The 18,448-nt window shown below is 48.6% G+C and carries 15 protein-coding genes and 1 tRNA gene; 12 read left to right on the forward strand and 4 right to left on the reverse strand.

Annotation, left to right across the window (positions count from 1 at the left end):
* Window positions 1–60 precede the first annotated feature (60 nt).
* Genes minE through minC form a run of 3 tightly spaced genes read right to left on the reverse strand, consistent with a single transcriptional unit; the run spans window position 61 to window position 1,825 of the window.
* Window positions 61–324 (reverse strand): cell division topological specificity factor MinE, encoded by a 264-nt coding sequence (gene minE / locus FC652_RS03360; protein ID WP_017420993.1) that lies wholly within the window; start codon window positions 322–324, stop codon window positions 61–63.
* 2 nt (window positions 325–326) lie between these two features.
* Entirely contained in the window at window positions 327–1,139 is an 813-nt protein-coding gene (minD, locus tag FC652_RS03365) for a septum site-determining protein MinD (protein WP_176297476.1), read from the reverse strand.
* A gap of 23 nt (window positions 1,140–1,162) precedes the next feature.
* Window positions 1,163–1,825, reverse strand: coding sequence for a septum site-determining protein MinC (minC, locus tag FC652_RS03370; RefSeq protein WP_176297477.1), 663 nt, complete (start codon window positions 1,823–1,825; stop codon window positions 1,163–1,165).
* A gap of 175 nt (window positions 1,826–2,000) precedes the next feature.
* Here minC and FC652_RS03375 point away from each other — a divergent pair, with 175 nt between their 5' ends.
* The 4 genes from FC652_RS03375 (at window position 2,001) to FC652_RS03390 (ending at window position 5,719) form a co-directional block, all read left to right on the forward strand.
* Window positions 2,001–2,282: a YcgL domain-containing protein gene (locus FC652_RS03375; protein WP_176297478.1), complete on the forward strand. Its 282-nt coding sequence runs from the start codon at window positions 2,001–2,003 to the stop codon at window positions 2,280–2,282.
* Between the two features lie 51 nt (window positions 2,283–2,333).
* Window positions 2,334–3,305 (forward strand): lytic transglycosylase domain-containing protein, encoded by a 972-nt coding sequence (locus tag FC652_RS03380; RefSeq protein ID WP_176297479.1) that lies wholly within the window; start codon window positions 2,334–2,336, stop codon window positions 3,303–3,305.
* Between the two features lie 45 nt (window positions 3,306–3,350).
* Window positions 3,351–4,295, forward strand: a complete 945-nt coding sequence (locus FC652_RS03385; protein WP_011078246.1) for a LysR family transcriptional regulator — start codon at window positions 3,351–3,353, stop codon at window positions 4,293–4,295.
* A 224-nt stretch (window positions 4,296–4,519) separates the two neighbouring features.
* Window positions 4,520–5,719 (forward strand): NupC/NupG family nucleoside CNT transporter, encoded by a 1,200-nt coding sequence (locus FC652_RS03390; RefSeq protein ID WP_011078245.1) that lies wholly within the window; start codon window positions 4,520–4,522, stop codon window positions 5,717–5,719.
* Window positions 5,720–5,956: 237 nt separating this feature from the next.
* Here FC652_RS03390 and FC652_RS03395 read toward each other — a convergent pair.
* Window positions 5,957–6,033, reverse strand: a tRNA-Pro gene (locus FC652_RS03395).
* A 416-nt stretch (window positions 6,034–6,449) separates the two neighbouring features.
* Between FC652_RS03395 and FC652_RS03400 the strand changes: the two genes are divergently transcribed.
* From FC652_RS03400 to FC652_RS03435, 8 genes are all read left to right on the forward strand, one after another.
* Window positions 6,450–9,476, forward strand: a complete 3,027-nt coding sequence (locus FC652_RS03400) for a M6 family metalloprotease domain-containing protein (RefSeq protein ID WP_176297480.1) — start codon at window positions 6,450–6,452, stop codon at window positions 9,474–9,476.
* A gap of 232 nt (window positions 9,477–9,708) precedes the next feature.
* Entirely contained in the window at window positions 9,709–11,343 is a 1,635-nt protein-coding gene (locus FC652_RS03405) for a methyl-accepting chemotaxis protein (RefSeq protein ID WP_176297481.1), read from the forward strand.
* A gap of 77 nt (window positions 11,344–11,420) precedes the next feature.
* Window positions 11,421–12,893, forward strand: a complete 1,473-nt coding sequence (locus FC652_RS03410; RefSeq protein ID WP_176297482.1) for a protein adenylyltransferase SelO — start codon at window positions 11,421–11,423, stop codon at window positions 12,891–12,893.
* Window positions 12,894–13,018: 125 nt separating this feature from the next.
* On the forward strand, window positions 13,019–13,747 hold the full coding sequence (locus FC652_RS03415; RefSeq protein WP_038963432.1) for a response regulator: 729 nt from the start codon (window positions 13,019–13,021) through the stop codon (window positions 13,745–13,747).
* 11 nt (window positions 13,748–13,758) lie between these two features.
* The gene (locus tag FC652_RS03420) at window positions 13,759–15,195 is read left to right on the forward strand and encodes an ATP-binding protein (protein ID WP_176297483.1); all 1,437 of its coding nucleotides are present in this window, start codon (window positions 13,759–13,761) and stop codon (window positions 15,193–15,195) included.
* Between the two features lie 119 nt (window positions 15,196–15,314).
* A complete protein-coding gene (locus tag FC652_RS03425; protein WP_176297484.1) occupies window positions 15,315–16,562 on the forward strand; it encodes an ABC transporter substrate-binding protein in 1,248 nt (415 codons plus the stop codon).
* 105 nt (window positions 16,563–16,667) lie between these two features.
* Window positions 16,668–17,591 (forward strand): carbohydrate ABC transporter permease, encoded by a 924-nt coding sequence (locus tag FC652_RS03430; protein WP_011078159.1) that lies wholly within the window; start codon window positions 16,668–16,670, stop codon window positions 17,589–17,591.
* Entirely contained in the window at window positions 17,588–18,445 is an 858-nt protein-coding gene (locus tag FC652_RS03435) for a carbohydrate ABC transporter permease (protein WP_011078158.1), read from the forward strand. The genes FC652_RS03430 and FC652_RS03435 overlap by 4 nt, the downstream gene beginning before the upstream one ends.
* The last annotated feature ends 3 nt before the right edge of the window (window positions 18,446–18,448 follow it).

The following is an 18,448-nucleotide window of genomic DNA, read 5'->3' on the forward strand; positions in this document are numbered from 1 at the left end:
TATGGATAAATAAAAACAGACGGTCTAAGCCGTCTGTTTTTCTATCCGATGGATGAAGCGCTATTTCTCTTCGTCTGGCAGTTTCACATTCAATTCCAAGACGGAAATATCATCGTCTTTATGTTCAAAGGTGAGATCGACCATCGAAGGATCAATCGCAACGTATTTGCTGATCACCTTAAGAATGTCTTCTTTCAACTGCGGCAAATAAGATGGCGCGGGGTCATTTTGGCTGCGGCGCTCTGCGACGATGATCTGCAAACGCTCTTTAGCGAGGCTTGCAGAGGTCTTTTTTTGTGGGCGGAAAAACTCAAGCAGTGACATATCTAGCCTCCAAACAGTCGTTTAAACAGTCCTTTCTTCTCCTCAGTAAGGAAACGAAAATCCACTTGATTACCCAGTAGGCGCTCAACCGTGTCTGAATAGGCCATGCCTGCATCGGTGTTTTCATCAAAAATCACGGGCACGCCTTTGTTCGAGGCATTCAGTACCGCTTGGCTCTCAGGAATCACACCGAGTAGTGAAATGTGCAGAATTTCCTCGACATCTTCAACGCTCAGCATTTCGCCAAGATTCACGCGAGCAGGATTATAACGGGTCAACAAAAGATGTTGCTTGACCGGCTCAAGCCCTTGTTCTGCACGCAGAGATTTCGAATCCAAAATTCCCAAGATACGGTCTGAATCTCGCACAGAAGAGACTTCTGGGTTGGTGGTGACAATCGCTTCATCTGCAAAGTATAGCGCCATTAACGCTCCTTGCTCGATACCCGCCGGTGAATCGCAGATAACAAAGTCAAACCCCATAGTATCGAGTTCGTCCAACACACGTTTGACCCCTTCTTTGGTGAGCGCATCTTTGTCACGGGTCTGTGATGCAGGAAGAATGAATAGGTTATCGACGCGTTTGTCTTTGATCATCGCCTGATTCAGGGTTGCTTCGCCATTAATCACGTTAACAAAGTCATAGACCACACGACGCTCACAACCCATGATCAAATCTAGGTTACGTAGGCCGATATCAAAATCGATAACCGCTGTCTTTTTTCCTTTCAGCGCAAGGCCTGAAGCAATCGCGGCGCTGGACGTGGTTTTGCCAACCCCACCTTTACCCGAAGTAACAACAATAATGCGTGCCATTGTGTGATTTCCTTTTTAATTCTTTACTGAGTGAGCGCTTCAAGATGGAGCGTATCGTCCACCAAGCTCAACATCACTTTTTGCTGCCAAAATTGGCGTTCAATTTGGTCACTGAGCCAATAGTTGCCGGCAATTGAGATCAACTCGGCCTGCAAATCTTGGCAAATAATACGAGCTTCTTTTTGGCCACTTGCACCAGCAATTGCACGACCTCGCAAGGTGCCATGAATATGGATTGAACCGTCAGCAATCACTTCGGCTCCCGCGCTGACGTGGTTTAGGATCACCAAATCACCATCTTTGGCGTAGATTTGCTGACCAGAGCGAATCGGGGTGCGAATGATTTTTGTCGGTGTGATTTTCGCTGGCGCCTGAGCGGGGGATTTGCTGGCCGACATGATGGCAAACCCGGCCTCTGACGCAAGATTCTGCGTGCGTTTATCTTTAGCTCCAGTAATGCCAACGGGAATGAATCCGGCTTCGGAAATACCTTGCTTGAGCGCGACGAAATCGAGGTCGCCTTTAACGTTGGCGATATTGATCACTACAGGCGCAGCCGCGAAAAAAGCGGGCGCTTGCTCAACTTTTTCTTGGACGAATTCGATAGCCGTGTCGACCGAGTTGTTGCAAAGGTGCAGAACCGATAACGTAAAGCTGCTACCTTTTAGGTCTGGAGAGTGAGACATTAGATACTTCTTGCCTTTGTTGAAAGAGCGTTGTCTTTTACTAAGGCTGTCATGTTATATTTCATCCCAATACGCAGCAAGTTCTCTTGCTGTCAAATAAGTGATTTTGTCTAAAAAATTAGGTTTAAATTAAATTTCGCGCGTCAAACGCGAAAATCAGCACAAAAGGCTTGTCATGCTTTGTTCTATCTATAAAAGTTCTAAGAAAGAAGGCACATATCTTTATATTCCAAAAAAAGATAATTTTTCACAGGTTCCTGACACATTAATGCAGATGTTCGGTAAGCCTTCTCATGTGATGACGGTGAATCTTGAAGGGCGTAGTTTGGCATTAGTGAACATTGAAAAAGTAAAAGAATCGCTCAACAACGAGGGCTTTTTCTTGCAACTGCCACCTCCGCCAGAAAATCTCTTACAACAACATAAAGAGCGTAAAGCGCAGCAGAAAGAAGACTAAGGCTTAAAAGCCTTGGGAAGTAGGTCAGCTCGATTGCTCAAGGAGGGCTATTTGAAAAAATTGGTAACCGCGATACTCAGCATCGGACTTTGTTCATCGGCGTGGGCGAACACCGAAAGTTTTGAGCAGTATCTTGAGCGTTTAAAAGCCCAAGCGGCAGAAGAAGGCATTTCGGCTCAAACCATAGAGCAAGCCTTTCGCGATGTGCAATTTAAACCACGAGCGGTAAAAGCCGATCGCAATCAACCGGAGAAAAAGCAAACGCTGGATGAATATCTTCCTCGTGCGGTGCCGGATTGGAAAGTGAAACAAGCCAAAGATCTCTATGAAAAACACTACACCGAACTAAGCCAGATTGCGGATCGCTATGGCGTACAAGCGCGCTTTATTGTTGCGTTGTGGGGCGTCGAAAGTAACTTTGGTAAGTTCACGGGCAATTTCCCTGTGGTCGATGCTTTATCAACCATGGCCTATGAAGGGCGTCGTGAAGCCTTCTTTCGTGCCGAAACCATGGCTGCGCTGAAAATCTTAGACCAAGGGCATATTGAGTTTGAAAACTTCAAAGGCTCTTGGGCAGGTGCGATGGGGCAGTGTCAGTTTATGCCAAGCTCTTTCCTTGCCTATGCAGCAGACGGGAACGGTGATGGCAAGAAAGACATCTGGAATACCAAAGCCGATGTGTTTGCTTCAACAGCCAGTTACCTCAGCCAATCGGGTTGGGATGATAAATACACTTGGGGTCGCCAAGTGCGCGTGCCGAAAGGGTTTGATCTTGAGCTAGAAGGGCGAGAAGAGGCGAAAGGCAAATACCTGCAGGAATGGAAAAAACTGGGTATTACCAGCATCAATGGACGCTCATTACCTAAGCTAAACGAAGACATTAAAGCTTGGTTAGTGATGCCTGATGATGAGAATGGCCGCGCTTATCTGGTCTACAACAACTACAATGTGTTGATGAAGTGGAATCGCTCGCATTACTTTGCACTGGCAGTGAGCCATTTGGCTGACCGCATCAAAAATTAATTCAATTCGGCTTGTGGTGTTAGCCACAAGCCAACAGCGATAAACATGTTATCTGAACGCGCAGCACAAATGGTGGTTTTTGCCGCCCTCGTCAAACATCAAAACTTCACTTCTGCCGCTAAGAGCTTAGCGGTGTCGGTTTCTCATGTCAGTAAGCAACTGGCACAACTCGAAGCATCGTTGGGGATCAAGTTGATCCAACGCACCACGCGCAGCTTTACACCAACTGAAGCAGGATTGGCCTTCTATCACCATTGCCAGCAAGTGGTGCAGGCGGTGAATAATGCGCAGCATGAAATGGAGAGCCAGCGCGATGAAATTGCCGGTTTAGTACGAATTGGCTTGTCGCAATCCTTTGGTACTTTGCATATTCTCCCGGCCATTGATGAACTGCGCCAGAAATACCCGCTACTGCAAGTGGAAATGCATCTGTTTGATTACAAAGTCGACATGCTGCAAGAAGGGCTGGATCTCTGGATCACCAATCATGAACATTTACCTGAAGGCTACATTGCTCAGCGTTTAGCGGATTGTCAGTTCGTTGTCGCGGCGTCTCCTGACTATTTGCTGCAGCATGATGCACCGAAGGAGCCTAACGATCTCGCCAATCACAACTGCCTGATTTACCGAAGCTGGGAGCGTGACTACACCAGTTGGGCGTTTCGCCGCCAAGGGGAGCACCTTAGCGTCAAGGTATCGGGTAATTATTCGGTCGATCTGGCTGAGGCGGTTCGGGATGCGGCGATCTCAGGCTGGGGGATTGGCTATCTGGCGACCTACTTGCTTGGTGATGAATTTAGAACTGGAAAACTGATTCAACTGTTGCCAGATTGGCGCGCGAATCAGGAAATGCCATTTTATGCGGTGTATCCTAGCCGCCAGCATATGCCGAAAAAAACCTCTGCTGTCATCGATTTCATTAAACAAAAAATCGGTACGCCGTGTCATTGGGACAAACAGCTTGAGCCCTATGTCAGTTTTCCTGATTAGAGTGATTTGAGTCACAAATATTTTCTATTTCCAGAAACATATTTTCCATATGGAAATAATAAAACAAGGCAAACGTTTATCTTGTTTTTATTCAATAAGTTAAGTCTTGTGGTTTTATTACGTTTTTCTAATGAACCACCTTGTTAACATTCTCGACTTGCATCTTACGAGACTGGTAATACAATCCGCGCCTTCCTTGTTCCCCCTCTCTGGAAATAATCACTATGAACTCACTCTTGGGTGTCGTAGCCATTTTGCTTTTTGCTTGGCTGCTTTCTACCAATAGAAAAAATATCCGTCTTAAAACGGTAGGATTGGCGTTTGCATTGCAAGTGGCCTTTGCGTTGTTGGTGCTGTATGTGCCTGCGGGTAAAAATGCGCTAAATGGCGTGACGGGCGCGGTTTCCAATTTGATTAACTATGGGCAGGAAGGCATCGCTTTTCTGTTCGGCGGTTTGGCAACCGGCGGTTTTACTTTCGCGATTAACGTTCTTGGTATCATCATCTTCTTCTCTGCCTTGATCTCAGGCCTTTACCATATTGGATTGATGCCGAAAGTAATCAACTTGATTGGTGGCGCCCTACAAAAGTTGTTAGGGACTGGCCGTGCTGAATCGCTTTCTGCAACCGCCAACATCTTCGTTGGCATGATTGAAGCCCCGTTGGTGGTGAAACCCTACTTAAAGCACATGAGTGACTCGCAATTCTTTGCCGTCATGACCTGTGGCCTTGCTTCGGTAGCAGGCGGTACCTTAGTCGGTTACGCCTCTTTGGGGGTCGAACTGAACTACCTGATTGCTGCGGCATTTATGTCGGCACCTGCTGGTCTTTTGATGGCCAAAATTTTGATGCCTGAAACTGAAGCTCAGGCGGAAGATGTGCAGATGGAAAACGTTGAGATGCCAAAAGCGACCAACGTGGTGGAAGCGATGGCAGACGGTGCGATGTCGGGCTTGCGTATCGCGGTAGCGGTAGGGGCAACCTTACTGGCGTTTGTCAGCGTGATTGCACTGCTGAATGGCCTGTTGGGTTGGGTCGGCAGTTGGTTTGGCATCTCTCTTAGCTTTGAGTTGATTTTGGGCTATCTATTTGCGCCAGTCGCTTGGTTGTTGGGTATTCCATGGCATGAAGCCATTACCGCGGGTTCTCTGATCGGCAATAAAATTGTGGTGAACGAATTCGTCGCGTTTATTCAGCTCATGCAAGTGAAACAAGATCTGAGTGCACACTCGCAAGCGATCGTGACTTTTGCTTTGTGTGGTTTTGCTAACATTTCCACAATGGCGATGTTGATCGGTGGTTTGGGTAGCTTGGTGCCTGAAAAACGCTCGTTCATCTCGAAATACGGCTTCCGTGCAATTACCGCAGGTGTCTTGGCGAACCTGATGAGCGCATCGATTGCGGGCGTGATTTTAAGCCTGTAAGCGATAAGAAAACAGATGGCAGTCGATGCTTACGCGCTTCTGGACAAAGTGAAGCATCGTACTGTCATTATTTGTTTTTATTCGCTATCGTTTTGATAAATAAGAAAAAGGCAGAGGATTTTCTCTGCCTTTTTCTTTTTGGCGATTTCGTCGTTTTCAAACCGATGGGGGAACAAGTGGCACGTTGTTGCGCCAAATAGCAAAAAAGAGAGCCGAAGCTCTCTTTTTTTAGGTGTATGGTCGGACTGAGAGGATTTGAACCTCCGACCCCCGACACCCCATGACGGTGCGCTACCAAGCTGCGCTACAGTCCGATGGCAGTTACTGTAATGGTAAGGAGGTGACTCGTCAACACTTTGTTTATCAACAATAAAACCTTGATTGCAGATTGAGCGGTTTGTGTGTTTTTTATACGGTGATTTTTGGGCTGTCATCGTGAAACCGCCCCATCATGGTGTTTTGGCCCGAATTTAGTCGTAGATCTTGCGTCAATCACTCGGCCAAGCGTATATACCACAAGAAAGAGTAAGTTAGTTTTTTCTTATATATCAATGACATTTTTCTGTAATTACATTTTATTACGTTTCAATTAACTGAAGGAACGTGGTTTTGGGGAATGATTCACGTATTTTATAGAATTGAATTGCTTTATCGGTGTGACTAACTAGATTGGCGAGTCTGAGTTGAATGACTAATCCGAACAAAATCTTAAAAGGAGTTAAGATTGACCATGAAAAAATGGCTGACTGCAACCGTTGCGATGCTGCTTTCAAGTGCATCCTTTGCGATAGTGCCACCTGCGCCGTTTTGGCATGATGTGGTTTTGAGTGACGGTTCCGTCACTAAGGTTCGTTTAACCGGGAGCGCGGACTTTCATTGGTATGAAGACGAACAAGGAAATGCACTGATTGAGCAGCAAGAACGATGGTTTTTTGCTGAGATAAAAAATGATGGTATTGAACCCTACTTGATGTCCAGTGGCGAAGAGAAGTTCGCCAACTCTTTTGCCCCAAGCGTTGCCCAAGATCGTTCTGCCTTACTCGTTCCTCAAAGTAGGGCAAAGTTCGGTTCGTTGCCTGTGATTGAACGTACTCGCTCTATGCCGCGTAGCAACTATGCGTCACGCGCTGCTTTTACCTCTCAAGCTACACCGTTCAAACAACCCTTGTTGGTGGTGCAAGTGTCATTCAGTGACATTCAGATGGAGCACGATTTTACCGATTTGGTTTTTAGCCAAGTTAACCAAAGTGTGGTGGATTACTACGATAAAAACTCGTTTGGTCAATATCGTGTAGTACCCGCTGAAGAAACGTCTGGTACAGTCAATGATGGGGTGATTGATGTTGCTGTTTTGCAGCCGCACCCCAATTGTCACAATGGCTCGCTCTGTACCAGTCGTTTGAACGCGGTCTTTAGCGAAGCGTATCGTGAAGTGAACAAGTTTGTTGACTTTGCACCTTATGATCTCAATGGGAATGGCACGATCGATCCCACAGAGCTGTCGGTGATGTTTGTTTTTGCAGGTGGCGATCGTTCTACTGGTGTGCTGAACAAGCCCGCTATTTGGCCGCATATGTTTTCTCACGACACCATGGTTGTCGATGGAAAGGGTATTTCCGCTTACTGTTTATTTGCCGACTTTCAAGTCAACAACCAGTCTACGTTGGGAGTGATTGTGCATGAGCTTGGCCACCTAATGTTAGGGTTGCCGGATCTCTATTCTTATGAGCACAAAGGTTCGGTTGGTTCTTGGGGAGTCATGGGCGGGGGCTCGTGGACGAAGAAGGAAGGTGATCTTCACGCGGGTGATACCCCAGTCAATATGAGTGCTTGGAGTCGACATGCGGCTGGCTTTATTGATCCAAAGATACTCAAAAGTTCAGATAGCCAAGTGGTGGTGGCTAATCAGCAAGCAGCGATTGTCAATCTCGACCCCTATTTACAACAGTTTGGCCCCCGTTTGTATGTCGAGAATCGCCGAAAAGTGGACTATGATCGAGCGCTTGAAGCGGAAGGCGTGTTGGTGACTTCGGTCAACATCAATAATGCGTTCAATGACCGTGGTCCGATGCAAGTGCAAATTATGCAGGCGGATGGTTTAAGTGAGCTTGAAACGGGTGGGTGGACTGACTTTGGGGATCTCTACCCAGGCCTTAGTCAAAATAGTCAAATCAGCGATACCTCGTCCCCTTCGCTAACATCGGTGACTGGCTTTGAGACAAACATCCGTCTAGATGATATTGTGAGTTCTCCCGATTCCGCCTCCTTTTTATTGAGCCTTCCGGTTGAGGGGGGAGAGTCTGCATGGTTGACCAGTCTACGTCGTTCCTATGTCTTTAGCGAAAGCGACAAAGACAGTGCGGCATTCTCGCTCGTGCTCGCCTCTGATTCGCTTTTAGAGGGGGTGCAACTCTATTATCAAAAGCTTAATGTTCTCCAACCCGTCGATTATGTCATTGCGAGTTATCCTGCTTCAAATGCCAATTTTGCTGCATTGAAGTTGAATCCATCGGAGCGCAAAGTTTTGGCGCAAGGCTCGATTCATCGTATTGGCAATGAACGTATCTTGTTCGATACACCAGCCAAGATGGACGCTGGAGCATATACCTTGGTTGTTGAACTCAAGAATGCCCAGCTAGAGCAAAACTACCTGTTTAGTGAGTTGCGAAATATGGAGCCACAAGAGCGTGATACCACTTGGCTCGGCAACGCTCAAACCAGTAACAGTGACGGCATGGCGAAACTGCCCCCTCATCTGGTGATTCCTTTTGCTGCATTGCTGGATCAAGATTTCAGTGGGCTGTTATTACCGATTGATGACATTCTCGAGGTAAACAAAAACGGTCAGTTACAGTTGCCTCTAATCAGCAATGATGTCATCGATGCGGCACTGCTCGGCAATCTGAGCATTGATATTGTTAGCGCGCCGAAATACGGCACACTGGATGGCTTGCTTTATACTGCGAAGCCTCATTTTGTTGGTGCGGACCCATTTACCTACCAACTTCGCACTCTTGATGGTCGAACGGTATCGAAAGTGGGTAATGTGACCGTCAATGTTGTGGGGCCGAATGCCGCTCCTCAAGTTCAAGTTTCCGTTCAAGCAACCTCATTGCTTCCAGGGGATGCCGTAGTACTAGACGGTTCGGCAACTCAGGATCCCGATGGTGACCCACTGGTTTATCAATGGCGTAAAACCTTTGGCCCTGCGATCAGTTTGCAACGAAGTGATACAGTGAGTCTCCGGTTCACACTCCCAGAAAGCGTAAAAATGGGTGACGCGTTGATGTTTGCATTGCAAGCCAACGATCCGAGTGGTCTAAGCCATATGAGTCATGTCCGTTTGGTGGTGGAAAATTCTCCCCCTATCGCTCGCGATGACTTTCTCTCAGTCAAAGCCGGAACGAGTATTGATGCTACACCACTGGCAAACGATAGTGATCACGATGGTCAAGTATTGCAAATATCATCATTGTCACAACCGAGTATTGGCAGCGCGGAGTTGTTTGATAATCAGATCCGTTACCAAGCACCTAGCCGCGTTGAAAGAGAGACTGAGGTGGTGATCAATTACGTCATCACGGATACAGAAGGCAAAACGGCGCAGGCGCAGCTGGTCGTCACCGTCACGCCTGTGCCAAGTGCGGCCTCGTCATCAAGCAGTGGTAGTGGTTCGTCAGGTGGTGGCGTGAATGTTTGGGCGCTTGTGCTAATGACTTGGTTATTTGGTTGTAGACGCCGAAAAAGCAAAGCGTAACGCTATGTCCTCTCTACTTTTGAGCGCACCTAGAGTGCGCTTTTTTATGTGCATCTTGATGGCCAACAGCAAAATCTATCCAAGAAACCGGGATCAAACCTCGCCCAGCAACAGGCTGATTTTGCTCTATAGTTAATTCATACCCAAGTAAGCCTTGTTCTCAAAATCTCCAGCCAAGGCGCTAGAGTGTCATTGAGAATGGGCGAACAATCAGCGATGAATAAGGCCATTTATGTTCAATCGACTCTCAATTAAACAGAAGCTGATGCTGCCCATTGGCTTACTGACATTGGTGATCGTTGCGACGACACTGAACAATGTGCTGCAAGCCAATAAACAAGCTGAGCTTAATTCAATGCTCAATACTCAAGTGCAGCCGGTGATGGATAGCTTAGAAGATGGTTATCGAGACATTTACCAAGTGATCACGGCGGCTCAAGGAATATTATTGGCGCAGTCACAAAGTGAGGTGGATTATCACATTGGTGAGTTTAAAGATAATGCCTACAACGTCGAACCGAGAGTTGGTAAAGTCCGAGAGCTGTTTAATGCCGGTTTGTTGCCAGAATCGGAGCGTCAACAACTGACGAATCTAACGAGTGCCGCAAAAGCGTGGTTGGCGCTTTATGAGCCGATGTTTGCCCAGCCCCAAAATGCGGCGGGTTACTACCAAGATAACCGTCGCCAGTTTGAGCAGCAGTTTGCGGTATTGCGCCAACAACTGGTTTCCATTCGTAGCTTAATCGAGCAAGTGCAAGGGCAGCTAAGAGAAGAGGTTGAACGTTCGATTGATTACAGTGTGTATGTGATTGAAGCTGGAGCGGTTATCTCCATCGCTTTGGTGTTGCTCTCTTTCGTCATGGCCAAGCAATTGATTCTTAAACCCATAGAAGGCATTAGTCACGCCATGGCGGAAATCGCGTCAGGGGATGGCGATCTCTCAAAACGCATGGTGGCGACCAGTGACGACGAACTCGGACAACTGGCAGGCGCATTTAATCAATTTGTTTCTCGGATCCACTCCACAGTCGAGCAGGTGATTATTTCCTCCAACGCGGTGCGCGCTGAAATGGAGAACATCAAAACGCTGACGCAAACGGTGGCCGAGTTCTCAGGCCAGCAGCAACAAGAAAGTGAGATGGTGGCCACTGCGGTTAACGAAATGCAGATGACCAGTCAGTCGGTTGCCGAGAATGCCAATGAAGCGGCATCGGCCAGTCATAAAGCCAACAGCGAAGCGGACAACACCAACGCCATTTTGAAGACCACCGTCAGCTCGATTCAAAGTCTCGCCGGGGAAGTGGATAACGCCAGCCAAGTCATTCACAACCTGGATCTCGATGTAGCAAACATTGCCTCTATTCTTGATGTGATTCGAGGCATTGCCGATCAAACCAATCTGCTGGCGCTCAATGCAGCCATAGAAGCGGCCCGTGCGGGGGAACAAGGCCGTGGCTTTGCCGTGGTGGCCGATGAAGTGCGCTCGCTCGCTAGTCGCACTCAAGAAAGCACGGGTGAAATTCAATCGATGATCGAAAAACTGCAACACGGGGCGCGAGAAGCGGTTGCGGTGATGCAAGCGAGTAAAGCGCGGGGCCACGATACGATTGATAATGCAGGTAAAGCCAGTGATTCGCTGGCAGAAATCATCAGTTCGATTTCGTTGATGAGCCAAATGAACTCGCAAATTGCGACCGCCGCCAGCGAGCAAACCAGTGTCAGCGATGAGGTTAACAACAATGTAATGCACATTTTGGAAAACAGTCATCACATGGTGGAAATGGTCAGCAGTGCAGAAAATGCTTGTCTATCGTTGGCAGGGCAGTGCGAAACATTGGACGACTTGGTCGCGCAGTTCAAAGTTTAGAGCCCCTGATTTCTCTCGGTGTTTGTCGAGAGAAGTCTGTGGTAGCGTAGCGAAAAACTCATCAGAAAGGATGCGCTATGTCTCTTTGGTCGTCGGTGAAATTTGCCCAACGCTACGCTCAACTCCCCACGGTATTTTATCGTTTGGTGACCCCTCAACCGCTCGACAATAGCCGTTGGGTTATCTGGAATGGTGAGCTCGCCCAACGGTTTGCGTTACCCAAGCACGCTGACGATCCACAACTGCTCGCTGTTTTCTCCGGTGCGGAGCCATTTTCTGCCTTCAAGCCTTTAGCGATGAAATACGCCGGCCATCAGTTTGGGGTTTACAACCCAGATTTAGGCGATGGAAGAGGATTACTGCTGGGCGAAATGCAAAACCAGCAAGGGCAGTGGTTCGATGTTCATCTTAAAGGCGCAGGGCTGACGCCTTTTTCTCGCATGGGAGATGGCCGAGCGGTGCTGCGCTCAACAATTCGTGAATACCTCTGCAGCGAAGCGATGGCCGCTCTTGGCATCGAGACAACGCGCGCGTTGGGCATGACGGTGAGCGACACGCCCGTCTATCGTGAGCAAGTCGAGCAGGGCGCTTGTTTGATTCGTCTTGCCCAAACGCACATCCGCTTTGGTCATTTCGAGCATTTTTTCTATACCGAACAATATGATGAGTTGCGCCTTCTCGCTGACAATGTCATCGAATGGTACATGCCTGAGTGCACCGCACACGACAAACCGTATTTGGCGATGTTTGAACAAGTGGTGGCGCGCACAGCGACCATGATTGCCCAGTGGCAGGCGGTGGGGTTTGCTCATGGGGTAATGAACACCGACAACATGTCGATTTTGGGTCAAACCTTCGATTACGGTCCGTTCGGTTTTCTCGATGATTACGAGCCAGGTTACATCTGTAACCACTCCGATTATCAAGGCCGTTACGCGTTTGAGCAACAGCCTCGTGTGGCACTGTGGAATCTCTCTGCACTGGCGCATGCCTTATCACCCTTAGTTGACCGTGACGACTTGGAACAGGCCTTGGCTCAGTATGAACCGACACTCGGTAAGGTGTTTAGTCAATTGATGAGGCAAAAGCTCGGTTTGCTTAGCCAGCAAGAGGGCGACAGCGAGCTATTTAATGCCATGTTTGCTTTGTTGGCGGAGAATCACACCGACTACACGCGCTTCTTTCGTACCCTCTCTCAACTTGATAGTGAGGATGCACAAACGGTGATCGACCTGTTTATTGACCGAGACGCCGCCCGTGGTTGGCTAAGCCGCTACCTTGAACGGGTGGCGCTGGAGCAAACCGCCTCTGGAGAGGCGAAATCTGCCCAGCAACGTTGTGAGCAAATGCGCGCCGTCAATCCTAAGTACATTTTGCGCAATTATCTGGCGCAACAGGCGATCGACAAAGCGCAGCAGGGCGATTTTTCGGAGGTGCATACCTTGGCCAAGCTGCTGAAAAATCCCTATGACGAGCAAGCCGAAATGGAAGCGTATGCTCACCTTCCTCCTGAATGGGGGAAGAAGATGGTCATCAGTTGCTCTTCTTAAGTTATGCCTGCTAAGTTGTGAGCTAGCTCCAGATCAGCTTCAAAAATTATTAAAACTTTCGTCAGTGGTTCGCGTTGAAATCGATACACTATGTAAATAAGTTGTAATTTTTTGGATGAGCTCAGATGCAGGATGTAACTCGAATTTTAGTGGTGGACGACGATAGCGAAATTCGCGAACTGCTGGATGAGTATTTGAGCCGCAACGGATACCAAGTGGCGACGGTGGCGGATGGGCATCAGTTAAAGCACTACCTCGCAGAAAACGGCTATCCAGAATTAGTCCTGCTCGACATCATGCTTCCCGGTGAAGACGGTTTCAGCCTGTGCCAATTTATGCGCCGTGAATCGAGTGTGCCAATCATCATGCTCACCGCGGTCTCGGAAGAGACAGACCAAATCATCGGTTTGGAGATCGGTGCCGATGATTACATTGCCAAGCCCTTTAACCCACGCCATTTGGTGGCGCGCATCAAAGCGGTTTTACGCCGCGTGCACGTCACGCAGGAGAAGCCAAGTGACACGCTGCCAAAGCAGATTGTTTTTGGTGATTGGCGGTTAGATACGTTAGCACACCGTATTGTTCATCAAGAAAATGGTCAACAACACGAATTGTCAGGCAGTGATTTCGCTTTGCTGATGCTGTTTTTGACCCATCCCGATGAAATCCTCGATCGTGACACCATTTCTTATGCCACTAAGGGGCGTGAGTCGTTGCCTTTTGAGCGTGGTATTGATGTTCAACTGTCACGTTTGCGTCAACGCTTGGGCGACAGTGCACGCTACCCACACTACATCAAAACCATGCGCGGTAATGGCTATATTTTATCGGTGCCTGTTAGCTACGAACATTGAGGTGATTGGAGATGAAGAGGTTTCGCCCCAACTCCTTGGTTGCCAGAACGCTGTTGCTCACCTTGCTCGCGGTGGTGATAGCTCAAGGGATCGCCACCGCTATCTGGTATAGCGAGTCCAAACAGAAAGAGCTGCAAGGCATTCGCTCTGCGTCGGAAAGCATGGCGGGCATGTTTGCCTCGACGGTGACCTTTTTCCAATCCTTACCCGTGCGTTATCGTCATATCGTGCTGGATCAGATCCGCAATATGGGCGGCACGCGCTTTTTCGTCTCTTTCAATAAACAGAAGCTGACCGTTGAGCCGATTGCCGATACACCGTTAAAACTGGCTTCGGTGCTGGCCGTTGAAAGTGTGCTGCAACAAAAACTCACCAAGGTTGCCTCAATCTCCGTTGACTTCTCGCATCCGCAAAATTTACGTTTGCTGAAAGACGACATCTATCTGCATGACCTACCCAAATCGTGGGCGCACCACACGCTCACTTTGGAGCCGATCAATCCCCCCGTGTTGGTGGTGCAGATTGAGTTAGAAAGTCACGAGTGGATCTACATTGCCGCGCTGCTTCCCGCACCTTATTTGACCTTAGATGACACCATTTTAGGCCGTGAGCAGATCTTGTTTCTCTTCTTCTCAACCACGCTATTGTTAGTGTTGACTTACACCATGATCCGCCGTCAGGTGAAGCCGCTCAAGCGCTTAGCCAAAGCGGCCAATGAAATGAGCATCAATATCGAGCAGCCACCGTTGCAAGAAGAAGGGGCGAGTGAGCTGGTGACAGCCACGCGTGCGTTTAATCGCATGCAGCAGCGTATTCGTCGTTACGTGGCAGACCGAGAGCACCTTTTTTCCGCTATTTCTCACGATCTCAAAACGCCGATCACCCGTTTGCGCATCCGAGTCGAGTTGCTCGAAGATGACACCAAACGCAGCAAGTTCAATCGCGATCTCGATGATTTAGAGATGATGGTCAAAGGGGCGCTGCAGTGTGTGCGCGATACCGATTTGCATGAGAACAACGACTACATCGATCTCAATGCGATGATCGAGCATGTGATTGATACCTATAATCAGCACGATACTAAGGTCCATTTTCGTCCTATCATCATGGAACCCATGGTGGCAAAGCCTTTGGCGATAAAGCGCGTGCTCACCAATTTGATCGACAACGCGGTAAAATATGGTGAACAAGCGGTGGTGACACTCGAATACAGTGAGGAGTGGATTTACATCACCATCGATGACCAAGGGCCGGGAATTGCGGAAGCGCAATTAGAGGCCGTGTTTGAACCTTATTTCCGCTTAGCAAAGGACAGTGATGGGCATGGATTAGGCTTAGGTATTTGCCGAAACATCTTACACGGACATGGTGGAGATCTCATTATTAGCAATCTGCCGCAGGGTGGTTTACGTGCGCAAGTGTTGATTCCTAAAGGGCTGGAAGTGTAATGTAACAAAGGTGTTACTTTGTGGTTACGGTTTGTTGCAATGCGTATCTCCAGTTATGGATAGACTGCTCAATATCAGGCATGACCTGATCTGTCTAATCCGATACATGGAAGATAACAATGAAAATGAAGAAAACCCTACTTACCCTCTCTCTTATTTCTGCTGCCTCTTTTGCACAAGCAGGCGAAGTAGAAGTGCTGCACTGGTGGACGGCAGGTGGCGAGGCGAAATCCGCTGCCGTGCTCAAACAAATGCTTGAACAGCAAGGTCACACTTGGAAAGATTTTGCGGTTGCCGGCGGTGGTGGCGAATCAGCCATGACGGTACTGAAAACCCGTGCGGTTTCAGGCAACCCTCCGTCTGCTGCTCAAATTAAAGGACACGATATTCAGGAATGGGGTGGGTTAGGTTTCCTCACTTCTCTCGATGCGACAGCGAAACAAGAAAACTGGGATGGCATCTTGCCTTCCGTTGTCACTAAGGTGATGAAATTTGATGGTGAATACGTGGCTGCGCCTGTCAACGTTCACCGTGTTAACTGGCTATGGGCAAACCCTGATGTATTGAAAAAATCGGGTGTGAGCTTACCAACCACCTTGGATGAGTTCTTTGTCGCAGCGGACAAAATCAAAGCGGCGGGCTTTATTCCTCTCGCTCACGGTGGCCAACCTTGGCAAGACGCGACCGTGTTTGAAGCGGTGGCACTGGATGTGTTAGGCAGCGAAGACTACAACAAAGCGTTTGTCGATCTGGACATGAACGTCTTGTCCGGTGACAAGATGGTGGAAGTGTTCACTAAGTTCAAAAAAATGCGCGACTACATCGACAGCAACGCTCCGGGACGTGATTGGAACGTGGCGACCTCCATGGTCATCAATGGTGAAGCGGCGATGCAAATCATGGGTGACTGGGCAAAAGGTGAGTTTAGCGCTGCGGGCAAAGTACCGGGCAAAGACTACATTTGTGCCCCAGCGCCGGGGACGGCTGGCCAGTTTACCTTCAACATCGACAGCTTTGCTTTCTTTGAACTGAGCGACAAAGCCAATCAAAAAGCCCAGCAAGATTTGGCTCGCACTATCTTGACCAAAGAGTTCCAAGAGGTATTCAACCTCAACAAAGGCTCGATTCCAGTTCGCTTGGACATGGACATGAGTAAGTTTGATCAATGTGCGCTTGACTCGATGGCGACCTTCAAAGCCAGCGCGAAGTCGGGTGATCTCGTGCCAAGTATGGCGCATGGCCTCTCAACCACCAGTTACGCACAAGGTGCGATCTACGATGTGGTGACCAACTTCTTTAACGACAGCAAGGCGGATCCAAAAGAAGCTGCACAGAAACTGGCGAAAGCCGTGAAAGCAGCGATCTAACCCCCTAGGCGGGCAGGCGCTCTTTGCCTGTCTGCCTATCTCAGCTGATCTTCTCACTCTGAGCGTTTGCTCGGAAGGAAGTGTTTTTCGCTACAAGGAATCGTTATGGAGCATATTTTGAGTGGGCCAACGAGCAAAATCGCACCAAAACCTTCGCTAGCTGATCGCTTGCAACACTGGTTACCGAAACTGGTGTTAGCGCCGACCATGCTAGTGACGGTGGTGTGTATCTACGGATTTATTTTTTGGACAGCGGCGCTTTCCATGACTAACTCCCGTTTTCTACCCAGTTTTAAGTTTGTTGGTTTTGACCAATATGCCAAATTGATGGAAAACGACCGCTGGGTAACGTCGATTACTAACCTAGGTATTTTTGGCGTTCTTTTCATTGCGATTGCCATCGTTTTGGGTGTCGGTCTGGCCATTTTGTTGGATCAAAACATCCGTCAGGAAGGGGCGATTCGCACCATTTACCTCTATCCCATGGCGCTGTCGTTCATTGTCACCGGTACCGCGTGGAAATGGATTTTGAACCCAGGATTGGGGATAGAAAAACTGTTGAACGACTGGGGATGGACCACCTTTAAATTTGACTGGTTGGTGAACTCGGAGATGTCGGTTTACACCTTAGTGATTGCTGCGGTTTGGCAATCGTCTGGTTTTGTTATGGCGATGTTTCTCGCGGGTTTGCGTGGTATTGATTCCTCGATCATCAAAGCAGCGCAAATTGATGGCGCGAGCCTACCGACCATCTATTGGAAAATCATTCTGCCGTGTTTGCGTCCGGTGTTTTTTAGCGCGGTGATCATCACCTCGCACATCGCGATTAAGAGTTTCGACTTGGTCACTGCGATGACCGCTGGTGGACCGGGCTATTCATCGGATTTACCTGCGCTCTTTATGTACGCACACTCGTTTACTCGCGGGCAAATCGGCTTAGGTGCCGCCAGTGCGATGATGATGTTAGGGGGCATTCTGGCCATCTTGGTGCCGTATCTTTATTCCGAGCTTAGGGAGAAGCGCGCATGAACTCTTCAGTGAACATGGCCCGATGGTTTATTTACGGCGCATTGGTCTTTTTCTGCCTGGTCTATTTGATGCCGCTGTTTGTCATGGTGATCACCTCGTTTAAAACCTTGCCAGACATTAAGGCCGGTAACTTAATGAGCTTGCCACAAGAGTGGGTGTTTGACGCTTGGTACAAAGCGTGGAATGGCGCCTGTACTGGGGTGAAATGTGAAGGGGTAAAGGGTTACTTTTGGAACTCGTTTCAAATGGTGATCCCTGCCGTGGCCATTTCGACTTTGCTTGGGGCGTTCAATGGCTATGTCGTCACCAAATGGCAATTTCGTGGCTCTAACCTGTTTTTCAGCTTGTTGCTGTTTGGCTGCTTCATTCCTTTCCAAGTGATCTTGCTGCCGATGGCCGCGGTGCTTGGCAAGCTGGGTTTGGCTAATACCACCACCGGGTTGGTACTGGTGCATGTTATCTACGGCATGGCGTTTACCACACTGTTTTTCCGTAACTTTTACATCAGTGTGCCTGATGAGTTGATCAAAGCTGCCAAGCTCGATGGCGCAGGATTTTTTACCATCTTCTTCAAAATCCTTCTGCCTATTTCAACCCCCATCATTATGGTGACGGTGATTTGGCAGTTTACTGCTATTTGGAATGACTTCCTGTTTGGCGTGGTGTATTCCGGCTCGGAAACCCAACCGATCACGGTGGCGCTGAATAACTTGGTCAACACCAGTACTGGGGTGAAAGAGTACAACGTGGACATGGCGGCGGCGATCATCGCGGCGCTACCGACGCTGTTGGTGTATGTGTTGGCGGGTAAATATTTTGTACGCGGGTTAACTGCGGGATCAGTAAAAGGATAAGTA

The organism is Vibrio sp. 05-20-BW147, from assembly GCF_013369385.1.
In the GTDB taxonomy this organism is placed as follows: Bacteria; Pseudomonadota; Gammaproteobacteria; order Enterobacterales; family Vibrionaceae; genus Vibrio; species Vibrio floridensis.

Bases quoted from the DNA above. Each gene is read 5' to 3' on its own strand.
- minE (WP_017420993.1), bottom strand. From the start codon at position 324: ATGTCACTGCTTGAGTTTTTCCGCCCACAAAAAAAGACCTCTGCAAGC.
- minD (WP_176297476.1), bottom strand. From the start codon at position 1,139: ATGGCACGCATTATTGTTGTTACTTCGGGTAAAGGTGGGGTTGGCAAA.
- minC (WP_176297477.1), bottom strand. From the start codon at position 1,825: ATGTCTCACTCTCCAGACCTAAAAGGTAGCAGCTTTACGTTATCGGTT.
- FC652_RS03375 (WP_176297478.1), top strand. From the start codon at position 2,001: ATGCTTTGTTCTATCTATAAAAGTTCTAAGAAAGAAGGCACATATCTT.
- FC652_RS03385 (WP_011078246.1), top strand. From the start codon at position 3,351: ATGTTATCTGAACGCGCAGCACAAATGGTGGTTTTTGCCGCCCTCGTC.
- FC652_RS03390 (WP_011078245.1), top strand. From the start codon at position 4,520: ATGAACTCACTCTTGGGTGTCGTAGCCATTTTGCTTTTTGCTTGGCTG.
- FC652_RS03400 (WP_176297480.1), top strand. From the start codon at position 6,450: ATGAAAAAATGGCTGACTGCAACCGTTGCGATGCTGCTTTCAAGTGCA.
- FC652_RS03405 (WP_176297481.1), top strand. From the start codon at position 9,709: ATGTTCAATCGACTCTCAATTAAACAGAAGCTGATGCTGCCCATTGGC.
- FC652_RS03410 (WP_176297482.1), top strand. From the start codon at position 11,421: ATGTCTCTTTGGTCGTCGGTGAAATTTGCCCAACGCTACGCTCAACTC.
- FC652_RS03415 (WP_038963432.1), top strand. From the start codon at position 13,019: ATGCAGGATGTAACTCGAATTTTAGTGGTGGACGACGATAGCGAAATT.
- FC652_RS03420 (WP_176297483.1), top strand. From the start codon at position 13,759: ATGAAGAGGTTTCGCCCCAACTCCTTGGTTGCCAGAACGCTGTTGCTC.
- FC652_RS03425 (WP_176297484.1), top strand. From the start codon at position 15,315: ATGAAAATGAAGAAAACCCTACTTACCCTCTCTCTTATTTCTGCTGCC.
- FC652_RS03430 (WP_011078159.1), top strand. From the start codon at position 16,668: ATGGAGCATATTTTGAGTGGGCCAACGAGCAAAATCGCACCAAAACCT.
- FC652_RS03435 (WP_011078158.1), top strand. From the start codon at position 17,588: ATGAACTCTTCAGTGAACATGGCCCGATGGTTTATTTACGGCGCATTG.